General features: G+C 67.7%; 15 protein-coding genes. 8 read left to right on the top strand and 7 right to left on the bottom strand.

All coding sequences use genetic code 11. The features are described 5' to 3' along the window. Positions 1-2 precede the first annotated feature (2 nt). Entirely contained in the window at positions 3-1,349 is a 1,347-nt protein-coding gene (gene glmM, locus V9K99_RS10770; protein WP_337003703.1) for a phosphoglucosamine mutase, read from the top strand. Positions 1,350-1,511: 162 nt separating this feature from the next. On the opposite strand, the gene V9K99_RS10765 is transcribed toward glmM, so the two are convergent. After that, positions 1,512-2,975: a ketol-acid reductoisomerase gene (locus V9K99_RS10765; protein WP_337003702.1), complete on the bottom strand. Its 1,464-nt coding sequence runs from the start codon at positions 2,973-2,975 to the stop codon at positions 1,512-1,514. 75 nt (positions 2,976-3,050) lie between these two features. Between V9K99_RS10765 and ilvY the strand changes: the two genes are divergently transcribed. Then, positions 3,051-3,875, top strand: a complete 825-nt coding sequence (gene ilvY, locus V9K99_RS10760; RefSeq protein WP_337003700.1) for an HTH-type transcriptional activator IlvY — start codon at positions 3,051-3,053, stop codon at positions 3,873-3,875. Positions 3,876-3,915: 40 nt separating this feature from the next. On the opposite strand, the gene V9K99_RS10755 is transcribed toward ilvY, so the two are convergent. The 5 genes from V9K99_RS10755 to V9K99_RS10735 are packed head-to-tail and all read right to left on the bottom strand — an operon-like array spanning position 3,916 to position 8,826. Further along, positions 3,916-5,007 carry a Gfo/Idh/MocA family protein gene (locus V9K99_RS10755; RefSeq protein ID WP_337003698.1) on the bottom strand — a complete coding sequence of 364 codons (1,092 nt, stop codon included), beginning with the start codon at positions 5,005-5,007 and terminating at the stop codon, positions 3,916-3,918. Further along, positions 5,000-5,776, bottom strand: coding sequence for a ThuA domain-containing protein (locus tag V9K99_RS10750; protein WP_337003696.1), 777 nt, complete (start codon positions 5,774-5,776; stop codon positions 5,000-5,002). The genes V9K99_RS10755 and V9K99_RS10750 overlap by 8 nt, the downstream gene beginning before the upstream one ends. Before the next feature lie 23 nt (positions 5,777-5,799). After that, entirely contained in the window at positions 5,800-6,615 is an 816-nt protein-coding gene (locus V9K99_RS10745; protein WP_337003695.1) for a carbohydrate ABC transporter permease, read from the bottom strand. Between the two features lie 13 nt (positions 6,616-6,628). Further along, the gene (locus V9K99_RS10740; RefSeq protein WP_337003693.1) at positions 6,629-7,573 is read right to left on the bottom strand and encodes a carbohydrate ABC transporter permease; all 945 of its coding nucleotides are present in this window, start codon (positions 7,571-7,573) and stop codon (positions 6,629-6,631) included. A gap of 20 nt (positions 7,574-7,593) precedes the next feature. After that, positions 7,594-8,826 carry a sugar ABC transporter substrate-binding protein gene (locus V9K99_RS10735; protein WP_337003691.1) on the bottom strand — a complete coding sequence of 411 codons (1,233 nt, stop codon included), beginning with the start codon at positions 8,824-8,826 and terminating at the stop codon, positions 7,594-7,596. 186 nt (positions 8,827-9,012) lie between these two features. Between V9K99_RS10735 and V9K99_RS10730 the strand changes: the two genes are divergently transcribed. After that, on the top strand, positions 9,013-10,029 hold the full coding sequence (locus V9K99_RS10730; RefSeq protein WP_337003689.1) for a LacI family DNA-binding transcriptional regulator: 1,017 nt from the start codon (positions 9,013-9,015) through the stop codon (positions 10,027-10,029). On the opposite strand, the gene V9K99_RS10725 is transcribed toward V9K99_RS10730, so the two are convergent. Continuing rightward, positions 10,023-10,445 carry a protein-tyrosine phosphatase family protein gene (locus tag V9K99_RS10725; protein ID WP_337003687.1) on the bottom strand — a complete coding sequence of 141 codons (423 nt, stop codon included), beginning with the start codon at positions 10,443-10,445 and terminating at the stop codon, positions 10,023-10,025. The two genes, V9K99_RS10730 and V9K99_RS10725, sit on opposite strands and share 7 nt — an antisense overlap. Before the next feature lie 202 nt (positions 10,446-10,647). Between V9K99_RS10725 and V9K99_RS10720 the strand changes: the two genes are divergently transcribed. The 5 genes from V9K99_RS10720 to murQ all read left to right on the top strand — a co-directional run bounded on the left by V9K99_RS10720 (position 10,648) and on the right by murQ (position 17,334). Beyond that, positions 10,648-12,450 (top strand): glycoside hydrolase family 3 protein, encoded by a 1,803-nt coding sequence (locus V9K99_RS10720; protein WP_337003685.1) that lies wholly within the window; start codon positions 10,648-10,650, stop codon positions 12,448-12,450. Between the two features lie 2 nt (positions 12,451-12,452). Further along, positions 12,453-13,727 (top strand): exo-beta-N-acetylmuramidase NamZ family protein, encoded by a 1,275-nt coding sequence (locus V9K99_RS10715; RefSeq protein WP_337003683.1) that lies wholly within the window; start codon positions 12,453-12,455, stop codon positions 13,725-13,727. Further along, the gene (locus V9K99_RS10710) at positions 13,724-15,448 is read left to right on the top strand and encodes a serine hydrolase domain-containing protein (RefSeq protein WP_337003681.1); all 1,725 of its coding nucleotides are present in this window, start codon (positions 13,724-13,726) and stop codon (positions 15,446-15,448) included. Before V9K99_RS10715 ends, V9K99_RS10710 begins: the two co-directional genes overlap by 4 nt. 35 nt (positions 15,449-15,483) lie before the next feature. Continuing rightward, positions 15,484-16,371: a MurR/RpiR family transcriptional regulator gene (locus V9K99_RS10705; RefSeq protein ID WP_337003679.1), complete on the top strand. Its 888-nt coding sequence runs from the start codon at positions 15,484-15,486 to the stop codon at positions 16,369-16,371. A 69-nt stretch (positions 16,372-16,440) separates the two neighbouring features. After that, positions 16,441-17,334 (top strand): N-acetylmuramic acid 6-phosphate etherase, encoded by an 894-nt coding sequence (gene murQ, locus V9K99_RS10700; RefSeq protein WP_337003677.1) that lies wholly within the window; start codon positions 16,441-16,443, stop codon positions 17,332-17,334. The last annotated feature ends 602 nt before the right edge of the window (positions 17,335-17,936 follow it).

Raw genomic sequence — 17,936 nt, 5'->3', positions numbered from 1 at the left:
TGATGGGTCGTTTGTTCGGCACGGACGGAGTCCGTGGCCTGGCGAACGTGGACCTGACCGCGGAGCTGGCGCTCGACCTCTCGGTCGCGGCAGCTCACGTACTCGGCGAGGCCGGTGCCTTCGAAGGGCACCGGCCACGCGCCGTTGTGGGGCGGGATCCACGGGCCAGTGGTGAGTTCTTGGAAGCCGCCGTGGTGGCCGGTCTGGCCAGCGCAGGCGTCGACGTGGTCAAGCTCGGCGTTCTGCCGACCCCGGCCGTGGCCTACCTGACCGGTTCGACCGGCGCCGACCTCGGCGTGATGCTGTCCGCCAGCCACAACCCGATGCCGGACAACGGCATCAAGTTCCTGGCCCGCGGCGGGATCAAGCTGGACGACGCGATCGAGGACGCGATCGAGGCCAGGATGGGCGAGGAGTGGCAGCGCCCGACCGGCGCCGCCGTCGGCCGCGTCTTCGACGACGGGCAGGGCTTCGAGACATATGTCTCGCACCTGGTCCGGTCCGCTCCGAACCGGTTCGACGGCATCAAGGTCGTCATCGACTGCGCCAACGGTGCCGCCTCGCAGACCGCGCCGGAGGCACTGCGCCGGCTGGGTGCCGAGGTGATCACGTACGCCGCCGCACCCGACGGACTGAACATCAACCTGAACTGCGGATCCACCCACCTGGAGGGTCTGCAGCGCGAGGTGCTCGGTCACCGCGCCGACCTCGGTATCGCCCTGGACGGCGACGCGGACCGCTGCCTGGCCGTCGACGCCAACGGTGAACTGGTGGACGGCGACCAGATCCTCGCGATCCTGGCGCTGGCGATGCGCGACAGCGGCCGGTTGTCCAACGACACCGTGGTCGCCACCGTGATGAGCAACCTTGGCTTCGTCCAGGCGATGGTCCGGGAGCGGATCGCGGTCGAGCAGACCAAGGTCGGCGACCGGTACGTGCTGGAGGCAATGAAGGCCGGCGGCCACAAGCTGGGCGGTGAGCAGTCCGGGCACGTGATCCTGTCCGACCACGCCACCACCGGCGACGGCACGCTGACCGCGGTCATGCTGCTCGCCCGGGTCGCTCAGACCGGCAAGACGCTGAGTGATCTGGCCGGCGCGATGACCCGGCTCCCGCAGGTGCTGGTCAACGTCAAGGACGTGGACAAGTCCCGTGCCGGCACCGACCCGGCCGTCCGGGCCGCCGTTGCCGACGCGACCAAGCGGCTGGGTGACACCGGCCGAGTCCTGCTCCGTCCATCCGGCACCGAACCGCTGGTCCGGGTCATGGTCGAAGCCGAGTCCTCGGACACCGCCGACGAGATCGCCCACTCCCTCGCCGACGTGGTCGCCGCCTCGCTGAAGCTCTGAGGGTCGTCCACCGTCTGGGGACCTGAGACACCCTCTGGCGACCTGGGACCTGAAATATCAGGTCCCAGGTCGCCGTTTCCTGTCTCAGGTCCCGTCTCTTGCCGGAGGTTCAGGCCGCGGCCGGGAGCCTGACACCCGGGCCGCATCCCGAAAGCGCGACTTCTAAGTCACCGAGATGTCGACTGAGGGGCGGAGTTTGGCGGCTTCGGTGAGGGCCTCGTGGGTGGGGTTGTCGAGGAAGCTCTTGATGAGGCCGGGGTTGGCGGGGGTGTGCAGGGTGGGGAGGGCGATCTGCTCGTAGGCGGCCTGGAAGCGGGGGCCCCAGCGGCGGGCGCCGAGGCGGGCGGTGCGGGAGCAGTTGTCGACCATGTAGGCCACGTCGCGGGCGTGCATGTACGGCAGCAGCGAGTCGACCGCCTCGATGATCGACTCGTTGACGATCTCCGACCACGGGTGGCCGCGGTCGGCGAACTCGTCGACCTGGGCGACCATGGTGGCCACGAACAGGCCGGCGGTGAGCGGGTCGATGGCGGCCGGCGTCGTACCGCGGCGGGCGTGGACCTCGTCGCCGTACGACCACATCGGGCTGCCGCCGATCCGGGACATCGGCCGGGCGGCGAGGCGGTTCTCGGCCAGGATCACGCTGCGCAGTTCGGTGCCGTCGGCAACTTCGTCGTAGATCTCGGCGACGAGCTCGCGGGCCGGCCCGTAAGCGGAGGTGTAGGCGCGATCGAACAGCTCCCGGCCGTCGTCGGTCAGCGCGGCACGCACGGCGGGCAGACCGGCGTCGGAGATGGTCCGCGCGATCGGCCCGGTGATCGATTCGGTGGAGCGCTCGTACGCCGTCACCGGATCAGCGCCCTCGAGCCGGAAGTGACGATAGAGGGCCTCGACCAAGCCGTGGACCGCGCCGAGCAGGATGGCGCGTTCACCGACGATGTCGGACTTGTACTCGTTCTCCAGCGTGGTGGCGAAGGTGTACGGCGACCCCAGCCCGACCGACCAGGCCAGCGCGCGGTCCGTCGCATGCCCGTCCGGATCAGCATGTACGGCGATACTCGCGTTGATCCCGGCTCCGTTGACCGTCGCGCCCTGCTCGTACAGCCGCCGTACCGAATCGCCCATGCCCTTGGGGCAGACCGCGATCACCGGGTGCCCGGCCGGGAACTCACCGCCGATGGCCTTCAGATGACCCAGCAGGAACCCGTGGGAGAGACCGATCGTGGCGCCGGGCCGCAACACCTCGAAGATCTGCGTGTGATTGGCGGCCAGCGCGGCGTCGGCGATCAACAGGATCACCAGATCGGAATCCGCGGCCACCGTCAGCAGGTCGCCGAGAGTGCCGTCCTCCTCGGTGAATCCGTGCTTGCGCGCGTCGTCCGCCGAAGCCGAGCCCGGACGCAGCCCGACGGATACGGCCACGTCGGTCCCGGCCAGCGAGTCGCGCAGGTTCTGGGCCTGGGCGCGGCCCTGCGGTCCCCAGCCGAGGACGCCGATCCGCCGGACGCCGTGCAGTGCCTCGGGCAGCAACGGGAACAGGTCTCGGCCGCCGCGCAGGATGGTCTCCGTTCCACCCGGAACGGTCATGGTCTCGGTGCGGAAAACCGACGAGGTGAAGGTGCTCATGCCGTTCAGTTAAGGTCGGAGGCGAGTGTTGCAGCAAGCGCAACATCTGCATCGGGCCGTTGCGGAGAATGGAATATGGAGCATCGAGAGCTGGAGTTGTTCCTGCACCTGGCGCGCACGCTGAACTACGGACGCACCAGCCTGGAGTGTCACGTCAGCGCGGCGACGCTGACCCGGACGATCCAGCGGCTGGAGGTGCGCGCGGGTGCGCGGCTGCTCGACCGCGGTCCGCGCGGCGTCGTACTCACCGCGGACGGTCAGCGCTTCACGTCGTACGCAGAACGGGCTTTGGCGCTCTGGGAGGACTATCACGCGGGCACCGGCGACGCGGCCGATCTGGTCGGTGAGCTGCGCATCTTCGCCACGGTCACCGCCTGCCAGGCGTTGCTGCCCGACCTGCTGGCGCCACTGCGGGCTGCGCATCCGCAGATCCGGCTCGACGTCCGGACCGGCGACGCCGCGGCGGCACTTGCCCGGCTCGACGAGGGTGAGGTGGATGCGGCCGTCGCGGGGATCCCGAAGCGGTTGCCGCAGACGCTGGTGACTCGCACAGTCGCCGTCACCGACCTCGTGCTGGTTGCGGCCGGCGAATCCGGGGCAGACGGGCCGTTCGTCGTACCGGCCCGTGGTCTGGTTCGGGATGCGGCGTTCCGATGGTTCCGGCGCAAACGGATCAAGCCGGTTATCGCGGCCGAGCCGGACGGGCACGAGGCACTTCTCGCTCTGGTGGCGCTCGGCTGCGGCACCGGCATAGTGCCGCGGCTGGTCCTCGAGTCCTCGACCACGGCCAACCGCCTGATCGAGTTACCCGCCGACCTCGAACCGCTCACGATCGGCCTCTGCGCCCGTCGGGCAGACCTCCGCCGACCGTTGATCGCCGCTCTGTGGGGATTGGCCTGAGCACGCGCGGAGAAGCTGGATCCTCTCCGCGCGTACTGCTTCAGGACTCCAGGCCGACGACCTTGAGCACGTTGGGCCAGGCCTTGACGGCCGCTTGCAGGACTGGATCCTGGACGGTGGCGAGGGCTTCTTCGTAGGCGGTCTCCAGTACGTCGGCGATCTTGACCGGCAAGCCGGTCGAGGCTGACCGTACGGCGGCCTCCACCATCGCGATGCTGATGACGTTGGAGTGCACCTCCGACTGCGGGATCGTCGACTGGCGGACCGCGTCGACGAACTCGACCAGCGACCCCGCGATCTCCTCCGGCTCCTCCAGCACCGTGGCCGGCAACGCATCACCCGAGGCGAGTTGGGCAACGGGCGCGTTGTCCCCGTCCCAGGTCGCCGTACCGGCGGATGCACTGGCCCGCCAGCGGCCGTTCCACGACGTCTCCAGACCGGGTGCGCACCAGCTGCCGGTGAAGGAGAAGCGGGTGCCGTCGGCGAAGGTGAAGATCGCGTTGGCGGCCGCGTTGCCGTCGAACCAGCTCCAGTCCGGGTTGTACGAGTCGCAGTAGACCGACACCGGTTCGGAGCCGATCAGCTTGCGGGACAGGTCGAACTGGTGGATCGCCATGTCGACGAGCAACGGCTCGGCCATCCGCTCCCGAAAACCGCTGAAGTGCGGAGCCTTGAAGAACTCGCACGACAGCGACCCGATCGTGCCGAGCTCGGCGAGCTGCCGGGCGAAGGCGTTCCCGGCCCGGAAGTAGCGCCGGGACTGCGAGACCATCAGCAGCTTCCCGCTCACCTCGGACGCCGCGATCATCGTCAGGCACTCGCGCACCGTCTCGGCCAGCGGCTTCTCACACAGCACCGGAAGCCCACGCAGCAAGGCATCCACGCTCACCGTCGGATGCGCGACCGGCACGGTCACGTCGATGACCGCGTCGGCCTCGACCCCCAACTCCTCGATCGATGCCGCCACTGGCACCCCGCCGTACCCGTGCTCGTCGGCAGCAGCCCGAGCCAGCGGTACGTCGAGATCGATCAGGCCGGCCAGGTCGACATCAGGATTGTCGGCAATCGTCCGCAGCCAGGCGCGGCCCATACCGCCCGCGCCGACCTGGACGAGTCTGAGAGGCTCAGGCATCGGCAGGCTCTTCGATTGGGCCGGTGTAGCCGTGACCGTTGAAGAAGTCCTCGGTCTCGTACCGCAGCAACACCGGCGCCTCACGCGAAGGCCGGTCGCTGTTGACCCAGGCGACGCCGTTCGCGATCACCTTGCGGACGTCCTTGTGGTGGTAGACGGGGTAGTCCTGGTCGCCCGGGGAGAAGTAGAAGATCTTGCCGTGGCCGCGGCGGAACGTGCAGCCGGACCGGAACACCTCGCCGCCGCTGAACGACGAGACGAAGATCAGCTCGTCCGGCACCGGGATGTCGAAGAACTCGCCGTACATCTCCTGCTGCTCGATGATGATCGGGTGCGGTACGCCCTGGGCGATCGGGTGCGTCGGGTTCACCGTCCAGACCAGCTCGCGGTCCCGCTCACTGCGCCAGCGCAGCGTGCACGACGTCCCCATCAGCTTGCCGAAGATCTTCGACCAGTGGCCGGAGTGCAGGACGACGAGGCCCATCCCGGACAGCACGTGCTGGTAGACCCGCTCGACCACGGCGTCGTCGACCTCGCCGTGTGCCGCGTGGCCCCACCACACCAGCACGTCGGTCCGCGCCAGCACCTCCTCGGTCAGGCCGTGCTCGGGCTCGTCGAGGGTCGTCGTACTGACCGATGCCTCGGCGCCGAGGTTGTCGCTGATCCCGGCGGCGATGGTCGAGTGCATGCCGTCGGGGTAGATCTCGGCGACATGCGGCTCGACCTGCTCGTGCCGGTTCTCGCCCCAGACGAGTACGCGAATCGTCATAAGTTGTCAGTCCTTCGAGTGAGTTATTTGACGGCTCCGCCGATGGCGCCGGCGGCGATGTACTTCTGTGCGGCGACCAGCAGCACGATGGCCGGGATCGCCGAGAGGACCGCGGTCGCCATCACCGCGTTCCAGTTCTGCACCTGGGTGCCGAGGTACTGGTAGATCCCGAGCGTCACCGGCCGCACGCCGCCCTTGGTGGTCAGCGTGAGCGCGAACAGGAAGTCGCTCCAGGAGAAGAGGAAACTGAACAGTCCCGCGGTGATCAGCGAGTTCTTGCTGATCGGCAGCACGATCGCGACGAACGCCCGGAACAGCCCGGCACCGTCCACCCGCGCGGCCTCCACCAGCGACGGCGGCAGCGAGAGCATGAACGAGCGCAGGATCAGGATCGCGAACGGGACACCGCTGCTGCAGTTGGCCACGATCAGGCCCGGGATCGAGTTCAGCAGCCCGAGCCGCTCGTACGCCGTGTAGAGCGCGTTGGCGATCACGATGCCCGGGATCATCTGCGAGATCAGGATCGCCAGCAGCCCGACCGACACCCAGCGGGACCGGAACTGCGAGAGCGCGTACGCACACGGGGTCGCGACAGCCAGGCTGAGCACCACCGTGCCGACCGCGATGATCAGGCTGGTGACCAGGTTGCCGCCCTGCTCGCTGAGTGCCCGCCGGTAGCCGGCGAACGTCGGGTCGAGAGGCAGGAAGCCGGCCGTCAGCGTGTTGCCGGACGGCTGCAGCGACGCGTTCAGCATCCAGTAGACGGGGAACAGCATCACGCCCAGGATCAGTACGCCGATCACGGTGTAGACCCCGCGACGGATGGTCGAGTCGGTCATCGTCGTACTCCTCCTACTCGTCGACGGCACGACGGGTGCCGCGCAGGTAGAGGACCGCGAACAGCAGTGAGATCGCGATCAGGATGTTGCTCAGCGCCGCACCCTCGCCGAACTTGAAGTCGATGAACGACCGCTCGTACGACTGGGTCGCCAGCGTCTGGGTGGCGTTGGCCGGGCCGCCGCCGGTGAGACCGAGGATGATGTCCAGCACCTTGATCGTGTAGACCACGCCGAGCATCAGCACCACACTCGCCACCGCCCGCAGGTTCGGCCAGGTGATGTACCAGAACGCGCGCCAGCCGATCGCGCCGTCCAGCTGGCCGGCCTCGTACAGCTCGTCCGGGATCTCGGTCAGGCCGGAGTACAGCAGGGTGACGTTGAACGGGATGCCGATCCAGATGTTGACCCCGATCACCGCGATCAGCGCGACCGACGGGGAGTTCAGCCACGGCACCGGATCGTTGATGATGCCGAGTCCGGTCAGCGTCCGGTTCAGGATGCCGCTGTCCTGCTCGAGGATGGACCGCCAGGTCGCACTGGACACGATCAGCGGCAGCAGCCACGGCAGCAACAGCAGGGACCGCAGTACGCCGTTGAGCGGGAAACGCCGGCGGAAGAACAGGGCCAGCCCGAGCCCGATGACGAACTGGAAACTGATCGAACCGAGCGTGAACAGCGCCGTGTTCACCATCGCCTGCGAGAAGAGCTGGTCCGTCACCACCGCCGAGTAGTTCTTCAACCCGACCCAGGGAGCCTGGCCGGTGAAGAACGTCCGCAGGCCGTAGTCCTGCAGACTCATCATCAGGTTCTTCACCACTGGGTAGCCGAACAGCGCGATCATCGCCAGCGCGGCCGGCAGGACGAACAGGATCTTGGTCAGATCCTCACCCCGGTGGCGCCGGCCGCGGAGCCTGCGAGCAGGCTCCGGGCCGGACGCCGCGGCGTCATTGCGAGTCAACGTCGCATGGGCCATCGCGATCAGCCGCCGGAAGCCTGCTTGAAGGCGTCCTGGGCCGAGGCCTTACCGGTCAACGCGAGCGCGATCGCCTGGTAGATCACCTTGGCGGCCTCCGGCCACTTCTCACCGAGCTTGCCGGTCCGCGCGCGGGCGGTCTTGACCTGCTCGGTGAAGGCCTTCATCGACGGCACGTCCTTGACGTACTGGTCGTGCAGCGCGGTCCGGGTCGGAATGGTGAACCGGGCCTTCGCCCAGGCCAGCTCGTTCTCGTCCGAGTTCAGGCACTTCACGAAGTCGGCGGCCTTCTGCTGCTTGGCCTGGTCCTTGTTCAGCGGGACCGTCCAGGCCTCACCACCGAGCGGTGCGACCGGCGTCTGGTCCGGCTTGTTCAGCGGGAACGTGACCACGTCCCACTTGACGTTCGGGGACTTCTCCAGCGACGGGATCTGCCACGGACCGTTCACCATCATCGCGGCCTTGCCGGCCACGAACTGGTCCTTCGCGTCACCCTGGGTCCAGTTGATCACGCTCTTCGACGCCGAGCCCGACTGCACCAGATCCACCCACAACTGCAGCGCTTCCGCGACCTGCGGGCTGGTCAGGTCCGTCTCGTCGCCACCGTTGGTCCACATCGCCGGCAGGAACTGCCAGGACCCTTCGTACGTCGCGTTGGCGTTGAAGGCGATGCCGTAACGGCCGGGCTTGGTCAGCTTCTTCGCCGCGGTCTTCAGTTCGTCCCAGGTCTTCGGCGGCTGGATGCCGGCCTCCTGCAGCATCTGCGTGTTGTAGAACAGCGCGATCGTGTTCGTCACCGGCGCCAGTCCGTAGAGCTTGCCCTCGTACGACGTCGCGTCGACCATGCCCTGAATGACTCCGTCCGCATTCAGGCCCATGTCGTTCAAGGGCGCCAGCGCACCGGTCGCGGCGATCTGCTGCACATCCGGGTTGTCCAGCATCAGCACGTCCGGCAGCGTCTTCGACGAGGCTTGCTGCAGCACCTTCTGGATCAAGGTGTCACCAGGCACAGTCTCCCGTTGAATGGTGATGCCCAGCTGACTCGCGCAGGAGTCGAGGCCCTTCTGGACGAGCGACTTGTCCGGGTCGTTGTTGTAGTAGTCCAGAATCGTGAGGCTCTTGACGGTGTCGCCGGACGAGGCCGACGACGAGTCGCCGCCGTTGCCACCGCAGGCTGCCAGCACGAGCGACAGTGATGTCGCACCCGCCAGCGCAGCGGTGATCCGCTTGCTGATCATGACTTTGCGCTCCTTCGGAGGGGATGGTCGGGGCCACACGGGTCCGCTGATCAAAGCGTTTAACCACGGGCCGCCGAAGAGTGCCGTTCACTTGTCTGCTGGTCGGTAAACCGCTTAACTGAGGTGTCCAAGGACTATGTTCCTCAGGTCACACTGCTGTCAAGAGTTCGAAGGGGGTTCACTGCGATGGTGAACATGCGGGACGTCGCACACCGCGCGGGCGTGTCGATCGCGACCGTGTCCTTCGTGCTGAACGGCACCAAGCCGGTCACCGCCGCGACCCGGGCGAAGGTCGAGCAGTCGATGGCGGACTTGGGCTACCGCCGCAACGTGGTGGCCCGCGCGCTGGCCAGCCGGCGGACGCACATCATCGCGATGGCCTATCCGGCGCTGGATCACAAGTTCGGCTTCTCGGCCGCGGAGTTCTTCACCAGTGCCGCGGATGCGGCTCGCAACCAGGACTACCACCTGGTGCTCTGGCCGGTCGGCAATGACGGCAGCGAACTGACCGAGTTGGTCGGACAGGGGCTGGTCGACGGCGTCGTCCTGATGGAGGTTCAGCTGGACGACCCGCGCGTCAAGGTCCTGCAGGGGATCGGCATGCCGTTCGCCCTGATCGGGCGGACGAGCGCACTGGAAGGGCTGTCCCATGTCGACATCGACTTCGACCGGACCGTCGAGGACGCGGTCGAATACGTGTATGGCCTGGGACATCGGCGGCTGACGCTGATCTCGGGCAACCTCAACGACCCGCTGTTCAGCACCTACGGCCCCTATGTCCGCTCCGAAGCGGCCTACCGCCGGGTCGCCGCGGAGTACGGTCTCGAGATCGCGGTCCTCGAGTCCGGCGGCTCCACCCAGGCCGGCCAGGAAGCGATGGCCCGCCTCGTCCGTGAGTACCCGGACACGACCGCCGTACTGATCGTGAACGAGTTCGCCGCTCTGGGCGCGGTCGCAGGCCTGCACCGCCTCGGCCTGCGGGTCCCCGATGACATCTCGGTCCTGCCCTTGTTGATGGCTACGGAGATGGCCGCGCTCACCAACCCCGAACTCACCATCATGCGAACCCCAGGCCCCGAGCTGGGCCACCTGGGCACCGAGGCCCTCATCCGCCAACTCGAAGGCGCCGATCCCCTCCCGCCTCAGCTCGTCCCTGCCAAGCTCCACCCCGGCGCAACCGTCGCACCACCTCGCTCTCAATAGCTCCGGACATAGCGTTTCTGCCAAGGGGTCTCAACGGCATGCCGGTCGTAGTTGGCCCGGACGAACGCCACCGCCTCTGTCGCCGGTACGCCGTCCAAGATCGCCAGGCACGCCAGCGCCGTACCGGTCCGGCCCTTGCCGCCGCCGCAGGCGAACTCGACCCGGTCGGTGGACAGTCGATCCAGCGCCTCGGCCAGGATCGTCCGCGTCGCGTCCCGGTCGGTCGGAAGCCGGAAGTCCGGCCAGTGGATCCAGCGTGCGTCCCAGCTGACCGGGGCCGGTTTCTTGCCCAGGAGGTAGACGCCGAAGGTCGGCGCCGGTCCCGGTGGCAGGCCGTTGCGCAGGCCACGGCCGCGGACCAGCCGTCCTGACGGCAGTCGCAGGACACCAGCTGTGTTCGGATCCCATTGGTTCATGCCCCGACGTTAGGCGCTGGAGTGGGCCGACCGGGATGCGGTTTTCCACCCAGTTCAGCTGCGGAAAACCACACCCCCTCGCGCCACGGCTCCGACTACGCAACGTCAGTTAGTAGTTTCCCCTTGACCCCCATACCTGGCGTGGGTAACTTTCGCGTCGCGGGGGAGCGCCTGTAATTCAATAACTAATAGGGGGTCTGTCATGTCCGCCTTACGTCGACTGAGTCTCGCTGGACTCGCCACCGCCACAGCCATCGCGGGGGTGGGGGTGTCCACGGCGGAAAGTGCGCCGCCGCCGGAGCCGCAGAACATCAGCGATGTACAGCAGGCCGCCCGGGCCATCCAGGGAATGTCCCTGGAGGAGAAGGTCGGGCAGATGTTCGTGCTGTTCGCCTACGGGCCGGACGCCAACCAGCCCGACGCCCGCAACACCACCCTGTACGGCGTCGCCACGCCGGCCGAGGTGGTCGCGAAGTACAAGCCGGGCGGCTGGATCTACTTCAACGCCCGCGGCAACGTCGTGAGCCCGACCCAGCTGGCGACGTACTCGAACCAGCTCCAGTCGACCGCCACCAGCGTGGGTCTGAAAGTCCCGCTGACGATCGCGACCGACCAGGAGCAGGGCGTCGTGGTCCGGATCGGCCCGCCGGCCACGCAGTTCGGTGGCAACATGGCACACGGCGCGACCCGGAACACCGCGGACGCCCGGACCGCCGCCGGCATCACCGGCCGCGAGTTGAAGGCGATGGGCATCCGGCAGGACTACGCCCCGGTCGCCGACGTGAACGTGAACGCGCTCAACCCCGTCATCGGTGTTCGCTCGTACTCCAGCGACCCGCAGCTGGTCTCGGACATGACGGTCGCGCAGGTGCAGGGCTACCAGCGCGACGCCGGCATCATGGCGACCGCGAAGCACTTCCCGGGCCACGGTGACACCCGCGACGACAGCCACACCGCACTGCCGACGATCAACCACACGCTCGAGCAGTGGAACACGATCGACGCACCGCCGTTCAAGTCCGCGATCAAGGCCGGCATCGACTCGATCATGACCGCGCACATCGTGGTCCCGTCGCTCGACCCGTCCGGTGACCCGGCGACGCTGAGCAAGCCGATCCTGACCGGCGTCCTGCGCCAGCAGCTCGGCTTCAAGGGCCTGATCATCACCGACGCGCTCGAGATGGCCGCGGTCCGCCAGCAGTACGGCGACGCCGAGGTGGCGATCCGGGCGATCGAGGCCGGTGCGGACCAGTTGCTGCTGCCGCCGGCGCCCGATCTGCAGTTCAACGCCGTCCTCGACGCGGTCCGGTCGGGCCGGATCAGTGAGAAGCGGATCGACGAGAGCCTGCTGCGCATCCTGCTGATGAAGCTGAAGAACGGCGTCCTGTTCAACCCGTACGTCGACCCCGCGAAGATCCCCACCACGGTCGGTACGCCGGCCAGCCTGGCGACCGCGCAGACGATCGTCGACAAGAGCGTCACGCTGGTCAAGAACAACGCGAACACCCTGCCGCTGAGCGCTGACCCGCGGAAGATCCTCGTCACCGGATGGGGCGTGACCACGACGCAGACCCTCGCCAACAGCCTGGCCAAGCGAGGTGCCACCACAACGGTCGCGCAGACCGGAGCGGCACCCACCGACGCGGCCATCGCGGACGCTGTCGCGAAGGCCCAGCAGAACGACGTCACGGTCGTCACCACGATGAAGGCCTGGGACACGACCGTCACCGACAAGCTGGCCAAGCAGCAGAAGCTGGTGAAGGACCTGCTCGCGACCGGCAAGCCCGTCATCGTGGTGGCCGTGCGCGACCCTTACGACATCGCGTACTTCGACGCGGCACCGACGTACCTGGCCACTTATGGCTTCGCCGCGGTGTCGATGGAGTCGCTCGCCAAGGTTCTCTACGGTGAGATCAAGCCGACCGGCAAGCTGCCCGTCGACATCCCGGTCGCCGGTGACCCACAGACGCCCCTCTACCCCTTCGGCCACGGACTGAGCTGGTAACCATGAAGCGACGCAGTCTCATCGCGGGCGCAGGCGCGCTCGCCGCAGCCCCTCTGATCGACGCACAAGCTGCTCAAGCAGTGACGCACCGGAAGACGATGACCGGCGCTGAGGTGCTGGCCGCTGACGGCTGGCGCGCGCTGGCCGGCCAGAAGGTCGGCGTGATCAGCAACCCGACCGGCATCCTGCCCGACCTCAGTCACATCGTCGACACGATGCACGCGTCCGGACAGGTCAACGTGGTCGCCGTCTTCGGTCCTGAGCACGGCTTCCGCGGTACGGCGCAGGCCGGCGGATCCGAGCAGGACCACATCGACCCGCGCACCGGGATCATGGTGTACGACGCGTACGGCGCGAACGCGGACAAGCTCGTGAGCCTCTACACCAAGTCCGGTGTGGAGACGGTCGTGTTCGACATCCAGGACGTCGGTGCCCGGTTCTACACCTACATCTGGACCATGTACGAGGCGATGCTCGCGGCTGTCCGCACCGGCGCGCGGTTCGTCGTACTGGATCGTCCGAATCCGGTCGGCGGGTACGCGCGCGGTCCGATGCTCAAGCCCGGTTACACCTCGGGTGTGGGCAAGGAGGAGATCATCCAGCAGCACGGCATGACCGTGGGCGAGCTGGCCCGGCTGTTCAACGCGGAGTACCTGCCGATCGACGCGAACGGCGCCCGGCTGACGGAACTCCAGGTCATCCCGGTGAAGAACTGGAAGCGGGACCAGTTGTACGCCGACACCGGCCTGACCTGGGTGCTGCCGAGCCCGAACATGCCGACCCCGGACACCGCACTGCTCTACCCGGGCATGTGCCTGTTCGAGGCGACCAACTTCTCCGAGGGCCGCGGTACGACGCGGCCGTTCGAGCTGATCGGGGCGCCGTACATCGACTACAAGTGGGCCCAGGCGCTACAGGAGAAGGACATCCCGGGCGTGGAGTTCCGGGAGGCGTACTTCACGCCGTTCATCAGCAAGAACGCCAACGTGCTGTGCGGCGGCGTCCAGGTGCAGATCACCGACCCGCACAAGGTGGAGGCGATCACCGCCGCGACCCACATGATCGTGGAGGCGCGCCGGCTCTACCCGGGCTTCGCCTGGCGGGCCGAGAATCCGCCCGGCCGGTGGATCGACCTGCTGACCGGATCCGATCGGTTCCGCACCATGCTGACCGCCGGTGCGTCCGCCGAGGAGATCGTGGCGGCCTGGAAGCCCGAGACCGACGCGTGGACCGCGCGCCGGGCGAAGTACCTGCTGTACAAGGGAGCTCACCGGTGAGACGTATCCTCGGAATCGCGGTAGTCTCCACCCTGATGCTCGCGATGACCAGCACTGCGGTTGCCAATGGCAACAGATCCGGCCAGTTCGACCGTCCGTACGACGGCTACGCACCGAAGACGACTCTCTTGCGCGACTCCACCCCGGCGAAGGCCGGTCTCGACCCGGCGCCGATCGACGCGGCGCTGGCCCAGGTGGACGCCTGGACCAGGCCCAACGGTACGGCGAAACCCCTGTACGCCGGCGCGGTCACGCTGCTCGGCCACGACGGGAAGGTCGTCACCAAGACGGCCACCGGGATGGCGTTGAAGTACGCCGACGGCGCCGGGACCGAGCTGCCCGCGGACCAGCAGATCCCGATGCGCACCGACACGATCTTCGACATGGCGTCGGTGTCGAAGCTGTTCACCTCGATCGTGGTGATGCAGCTGGTGGAGAAGGGCAAGGTCGGGCTGGACACCCCGATCGCCGCGTATGTGCCGGAGTTCGCCGAGAACGGCAAGCAGGCGATCACGGTCCGGCAGGCGCTGACGCACACGACCGGGCTGCCGGCCTGGTTGCCGTTGTGGAGCGCCCGGCCGGACCCGGCGTCACGGATGCAGATGGCCCTCACCGCGACCCCGACCAGCCCGGCCGGGACGAAGTACCTCTACAGCGACCTCAACCTGATCGCCCTGGGCGAGCTGGCCCACCGGGTGACCGGCAAGACGCTGGACAAACTGGTTGCCGACGGCATCACCAAACCGCTGCAGATGCGGGACACCGGCTACAACCCGGATCCGCGCAAGAAGCCGCGGATCGCGGCCACCGAGTTCCAGGCGTCGCCGCCGCGCGGGATGGTCTGGGGTTCGGTGCACGACGAGAACGCCTGGTCGCTGGACGGTGTCGCCGGTCATGCCGGTGTCTTCAGTACTGCCGACGACATGGCGATTCTGGCCCAGACCTTCTTGAACGGCGGTAGCTACCGCGGTGCCCGGATCCTCAAGGAATCCTCGGTCACGGCGATGATCACCAACTTCAACCAGGCCTTCCCGGGCAACGACCACGGGCTCGGCTTCGAGTTGAACCAGCGCTGGTACATGAACGGCCTGTCCGGGCCGCGCACGGCCGGCCACACGGGCTATACCGGAACGTCGATCGTGATCGACTTCGACTCGCGGTCGTTCGCGATCCTGTTGACCAACCGGGTCCACCCGAGCCGTAACTGGGGCAGCAACAACCCGGCCAGGCGTGCTGTCGTCCAAGGGCTGGCGCTCGCTCTCGGCGTCGGACCGCGACACGGCAAGGACGCCTGGTTCTCCGGTACGACGGACGGCGCGACGACAACCCTGGCCACGCAGGTCGCCGTACCGGCCGAAGGGGCGAAGCTCACGTTCGACATGTTCGTGGACACCGAGAACACCGACCTGCTGTACCTGGAGACCTCGGCCGACGGGACGACCTGGACGAAGGTGCCGTTCACCGTGCAGGACCGGGGATCCGTGATCGAGACCGACGGGACGATCAGCGGTTCCGGCGACCGGCACTGGCACCAGGTGTTCGCCGAGTTGGCGGCCGGTGATCAGACGATCAGGTGGCGTTACACCTCCGACGCGCTGTACCAGGGCCGGGGTGTGTATGTCGACGGTGTGAAGATCACGAGTGGGGATGGTGTTCTTCTCGACGGGGAGCACACACCCGAATCATTTGTCGCCACAGGTTGGAGACTTTCGCGTCGGTGACCCCACTTCGTGCATAGGCGCCGTACCGTGCTGTCATGAACTCAGTTTCCTCTCCAGAACCCACGGGGCCGCTGCTGGTCCGGGTCCGCGCGGTGATGCCCGCGCTGGCGCCGGCCGAGCAGCGGGTGGCGAACGCGGTCCTTGCGGACCCGGGCGGAGTGGCGGCGATGACGATCTCCGAACTGGCCGAGGTGGCATCCACCTCGGAGACCACGGTCATCCGGTTCTGCAAACAGATCGGCGTCCCCGGCTACCCGCAGCTCCGCCTGCAGCTGGCGGCCCAGTCGGCGCAGGAGAGCATCCGGCCCGAGGTCGGCGGCGACATCGAGCCCGGTGACTCGCTGGCGGACGTGGTCGGCAAGGTCGCGTTCGCCGACGAGCGGGCCGTCCGCGAGACCGCTCAGCAGCTCGACGTCGACACCCTGGCCAGGGTGGTCGAGGCGGTCGTCAACGCTCCGCGGGTGGACCTGTACGGCTTCGGCGCGAGTGCTTTCGTGGCGCTCGACCTGCAGCAGAAGCTGCACCGGATCCGCCGGGTCGCTTTCGCGTGGTCCGACGTACACGTCGCGCTGCCCAGTGCGGCGCTGCTCGGCGACGGCGACGTGGCGATCGGCATCTCCCACACCGGTACGACGGTCGAGGTCGTCGAGGCGCTCGAGGAGGCGGCCAAGCACGGCGCCACCACGGTCGCGGTGACGAACTTCCCCCGTTCGCCACTGGCCCGGACAGCGGATCTGGTGCTGACCACGGCTGCCCGCGAGACGACGTACCGCTCCGGCGCCATGTCGAGCCGGATCGCCCAGCTGACCGTGATCGATTGCCTCTTCATCGGCGTGGCCCAGCAGGTCCTGCCGGACGCGCGCAAGGCGCTCGAGGAGACCGCGAGCGCGGTCCGCGGCCACCGGCTGAAGGGATCGGAGTGATCGCCTCAACCGTTTCGTCAACGATCCACAGAATTGAAAAACCTTCAGTAGGAAACTAACATCGGAGCTGTGACCACGCCGACTGAGCTGCGCAACCCCAGGACGCTCGCCATCGATGCGGTGGGCACGACCGAGATCCTCCGGATGGTCAACGCCGAGGACGCCCGGGTGGCCGGTGCCGTCGGCGTTGTCATCCCCGAGCTGGCCCGCGCCGTGGATGCCGCCGTCGAGGCGGTCCGCGGCGGCGGCCGGGTCCACTACTTCGGCGCGGGTACGTCGGGACGCCTGGCCGTCCTGGACGCCGCCGAGCTGCTGCCCACCTTTCACGCGCCGGAAGGCCTGGTGGTCGCCCACCACGCCGGCGGCATGGACGCGCTGCTCCGCGCGGTCGAGAACGTCGAGGACTCCGAGGAGGGCGGCGCCGCCGACGCGGCTCCTGTCACCGCTCAGGACCTCGTCATCGGCCTTGCGGCTTCCGGGAGTACGCCGTACGTCGCCGGGGCGTTGAAGGCCGCCCGAGCGGCCGGGGCGACCACCGTGCTGGTGACCTCCAACCCGTCCGCCCCGCTGGCGCCGCTGGCCGACATCGTGATCGCCGCGGACACCGGGCCCGAGGTCATCGCCGGCTCCACCCGGCTGAAGGCCGGCACGGCGCAGAAGATGATCCTCAACTCCTTCTCCACCACGCTGATGATCAAGCTCGGCCGCACCTGGTCGAACCTGATGGTCGACCTGGTCGCCACCAACCAGAAGCTCCGCGGCCGGATGCTCCGCATCCTCGCCGAAGCCACCGGAGCCGACCCCGACGCGTGCGAATCCGCCTTGGCCGACGCCGACGGCGAACTCAAACCGGCCCTGGTCCACCTCCTCACCGGCTCCCCCATCTCCGAAGCCCGAGCCGCCCTGGAAGCCGCCCACGGCCGAGTAGCCACCGCCCTGACAACACTGGGCGCTCCCGCCTAAACCACACCACCTCCGCAGCAAAGGACACTGCCTTCGGCGGCGACAGTTTTCTTGGCGCCTCCGGCGCGAGCGCGTATCCGCGTCACGGCTGCTGTGATGCGCGGAGGAGTGGTGCCGCCTTTGGTTGTGCTCCCGGCGCCGAGGTAGGTGACTGGTAACCCGCAGCTGGCTGCAGTTCGACAGGAGGTATGCGGCCACTGCCGGCGACGCACGCCTGCGCTGACCGGTAGTGCGGCTCGATCGCCGGACACCTCCTGTCGAACTGCACGTCATCCCGGATCACCCGTGAACCGTGACAGCAAATGGGGACTGCGGACATCTGACCAGAGGGCCCCAGTCCCCAGGAGGTGTCCGAAGGGTGACGCGGGCATCCAGCTGATTTCCAGGCCCGCGGAATTTCACTGTGGAATTCCTTCGCGTGGTTTGTTGCGATCCGCAGGTATCCCTTCGGAAGGGTAGACAGCTCACGATATATCTAACCGCTGATTCTCGCACGGCTGGTTTGTTTTGATCATGGGGGAATGTGGTTGCGAGGTGGTTGCCGGGGGTGATTGGGTTATTACTTTTGGTCCATAGCGCGGTTGAGTGATCGTGTCGTATCG

The organism is Kribbella sp. CCNWLW201, from assembly GCF_037203805.1.
In the GTDB taxonomy this organism is placed as follows: domain Bacteria; phylum Actinomycetota; class Actinomycetes; order Propionibacteriales; family Kribbellaceae; genus Kribbella.
Note: the sequence above shows the minus strand (reverse complement) of the source record. Positions and strands in the feature narration are given on the sequence as shown.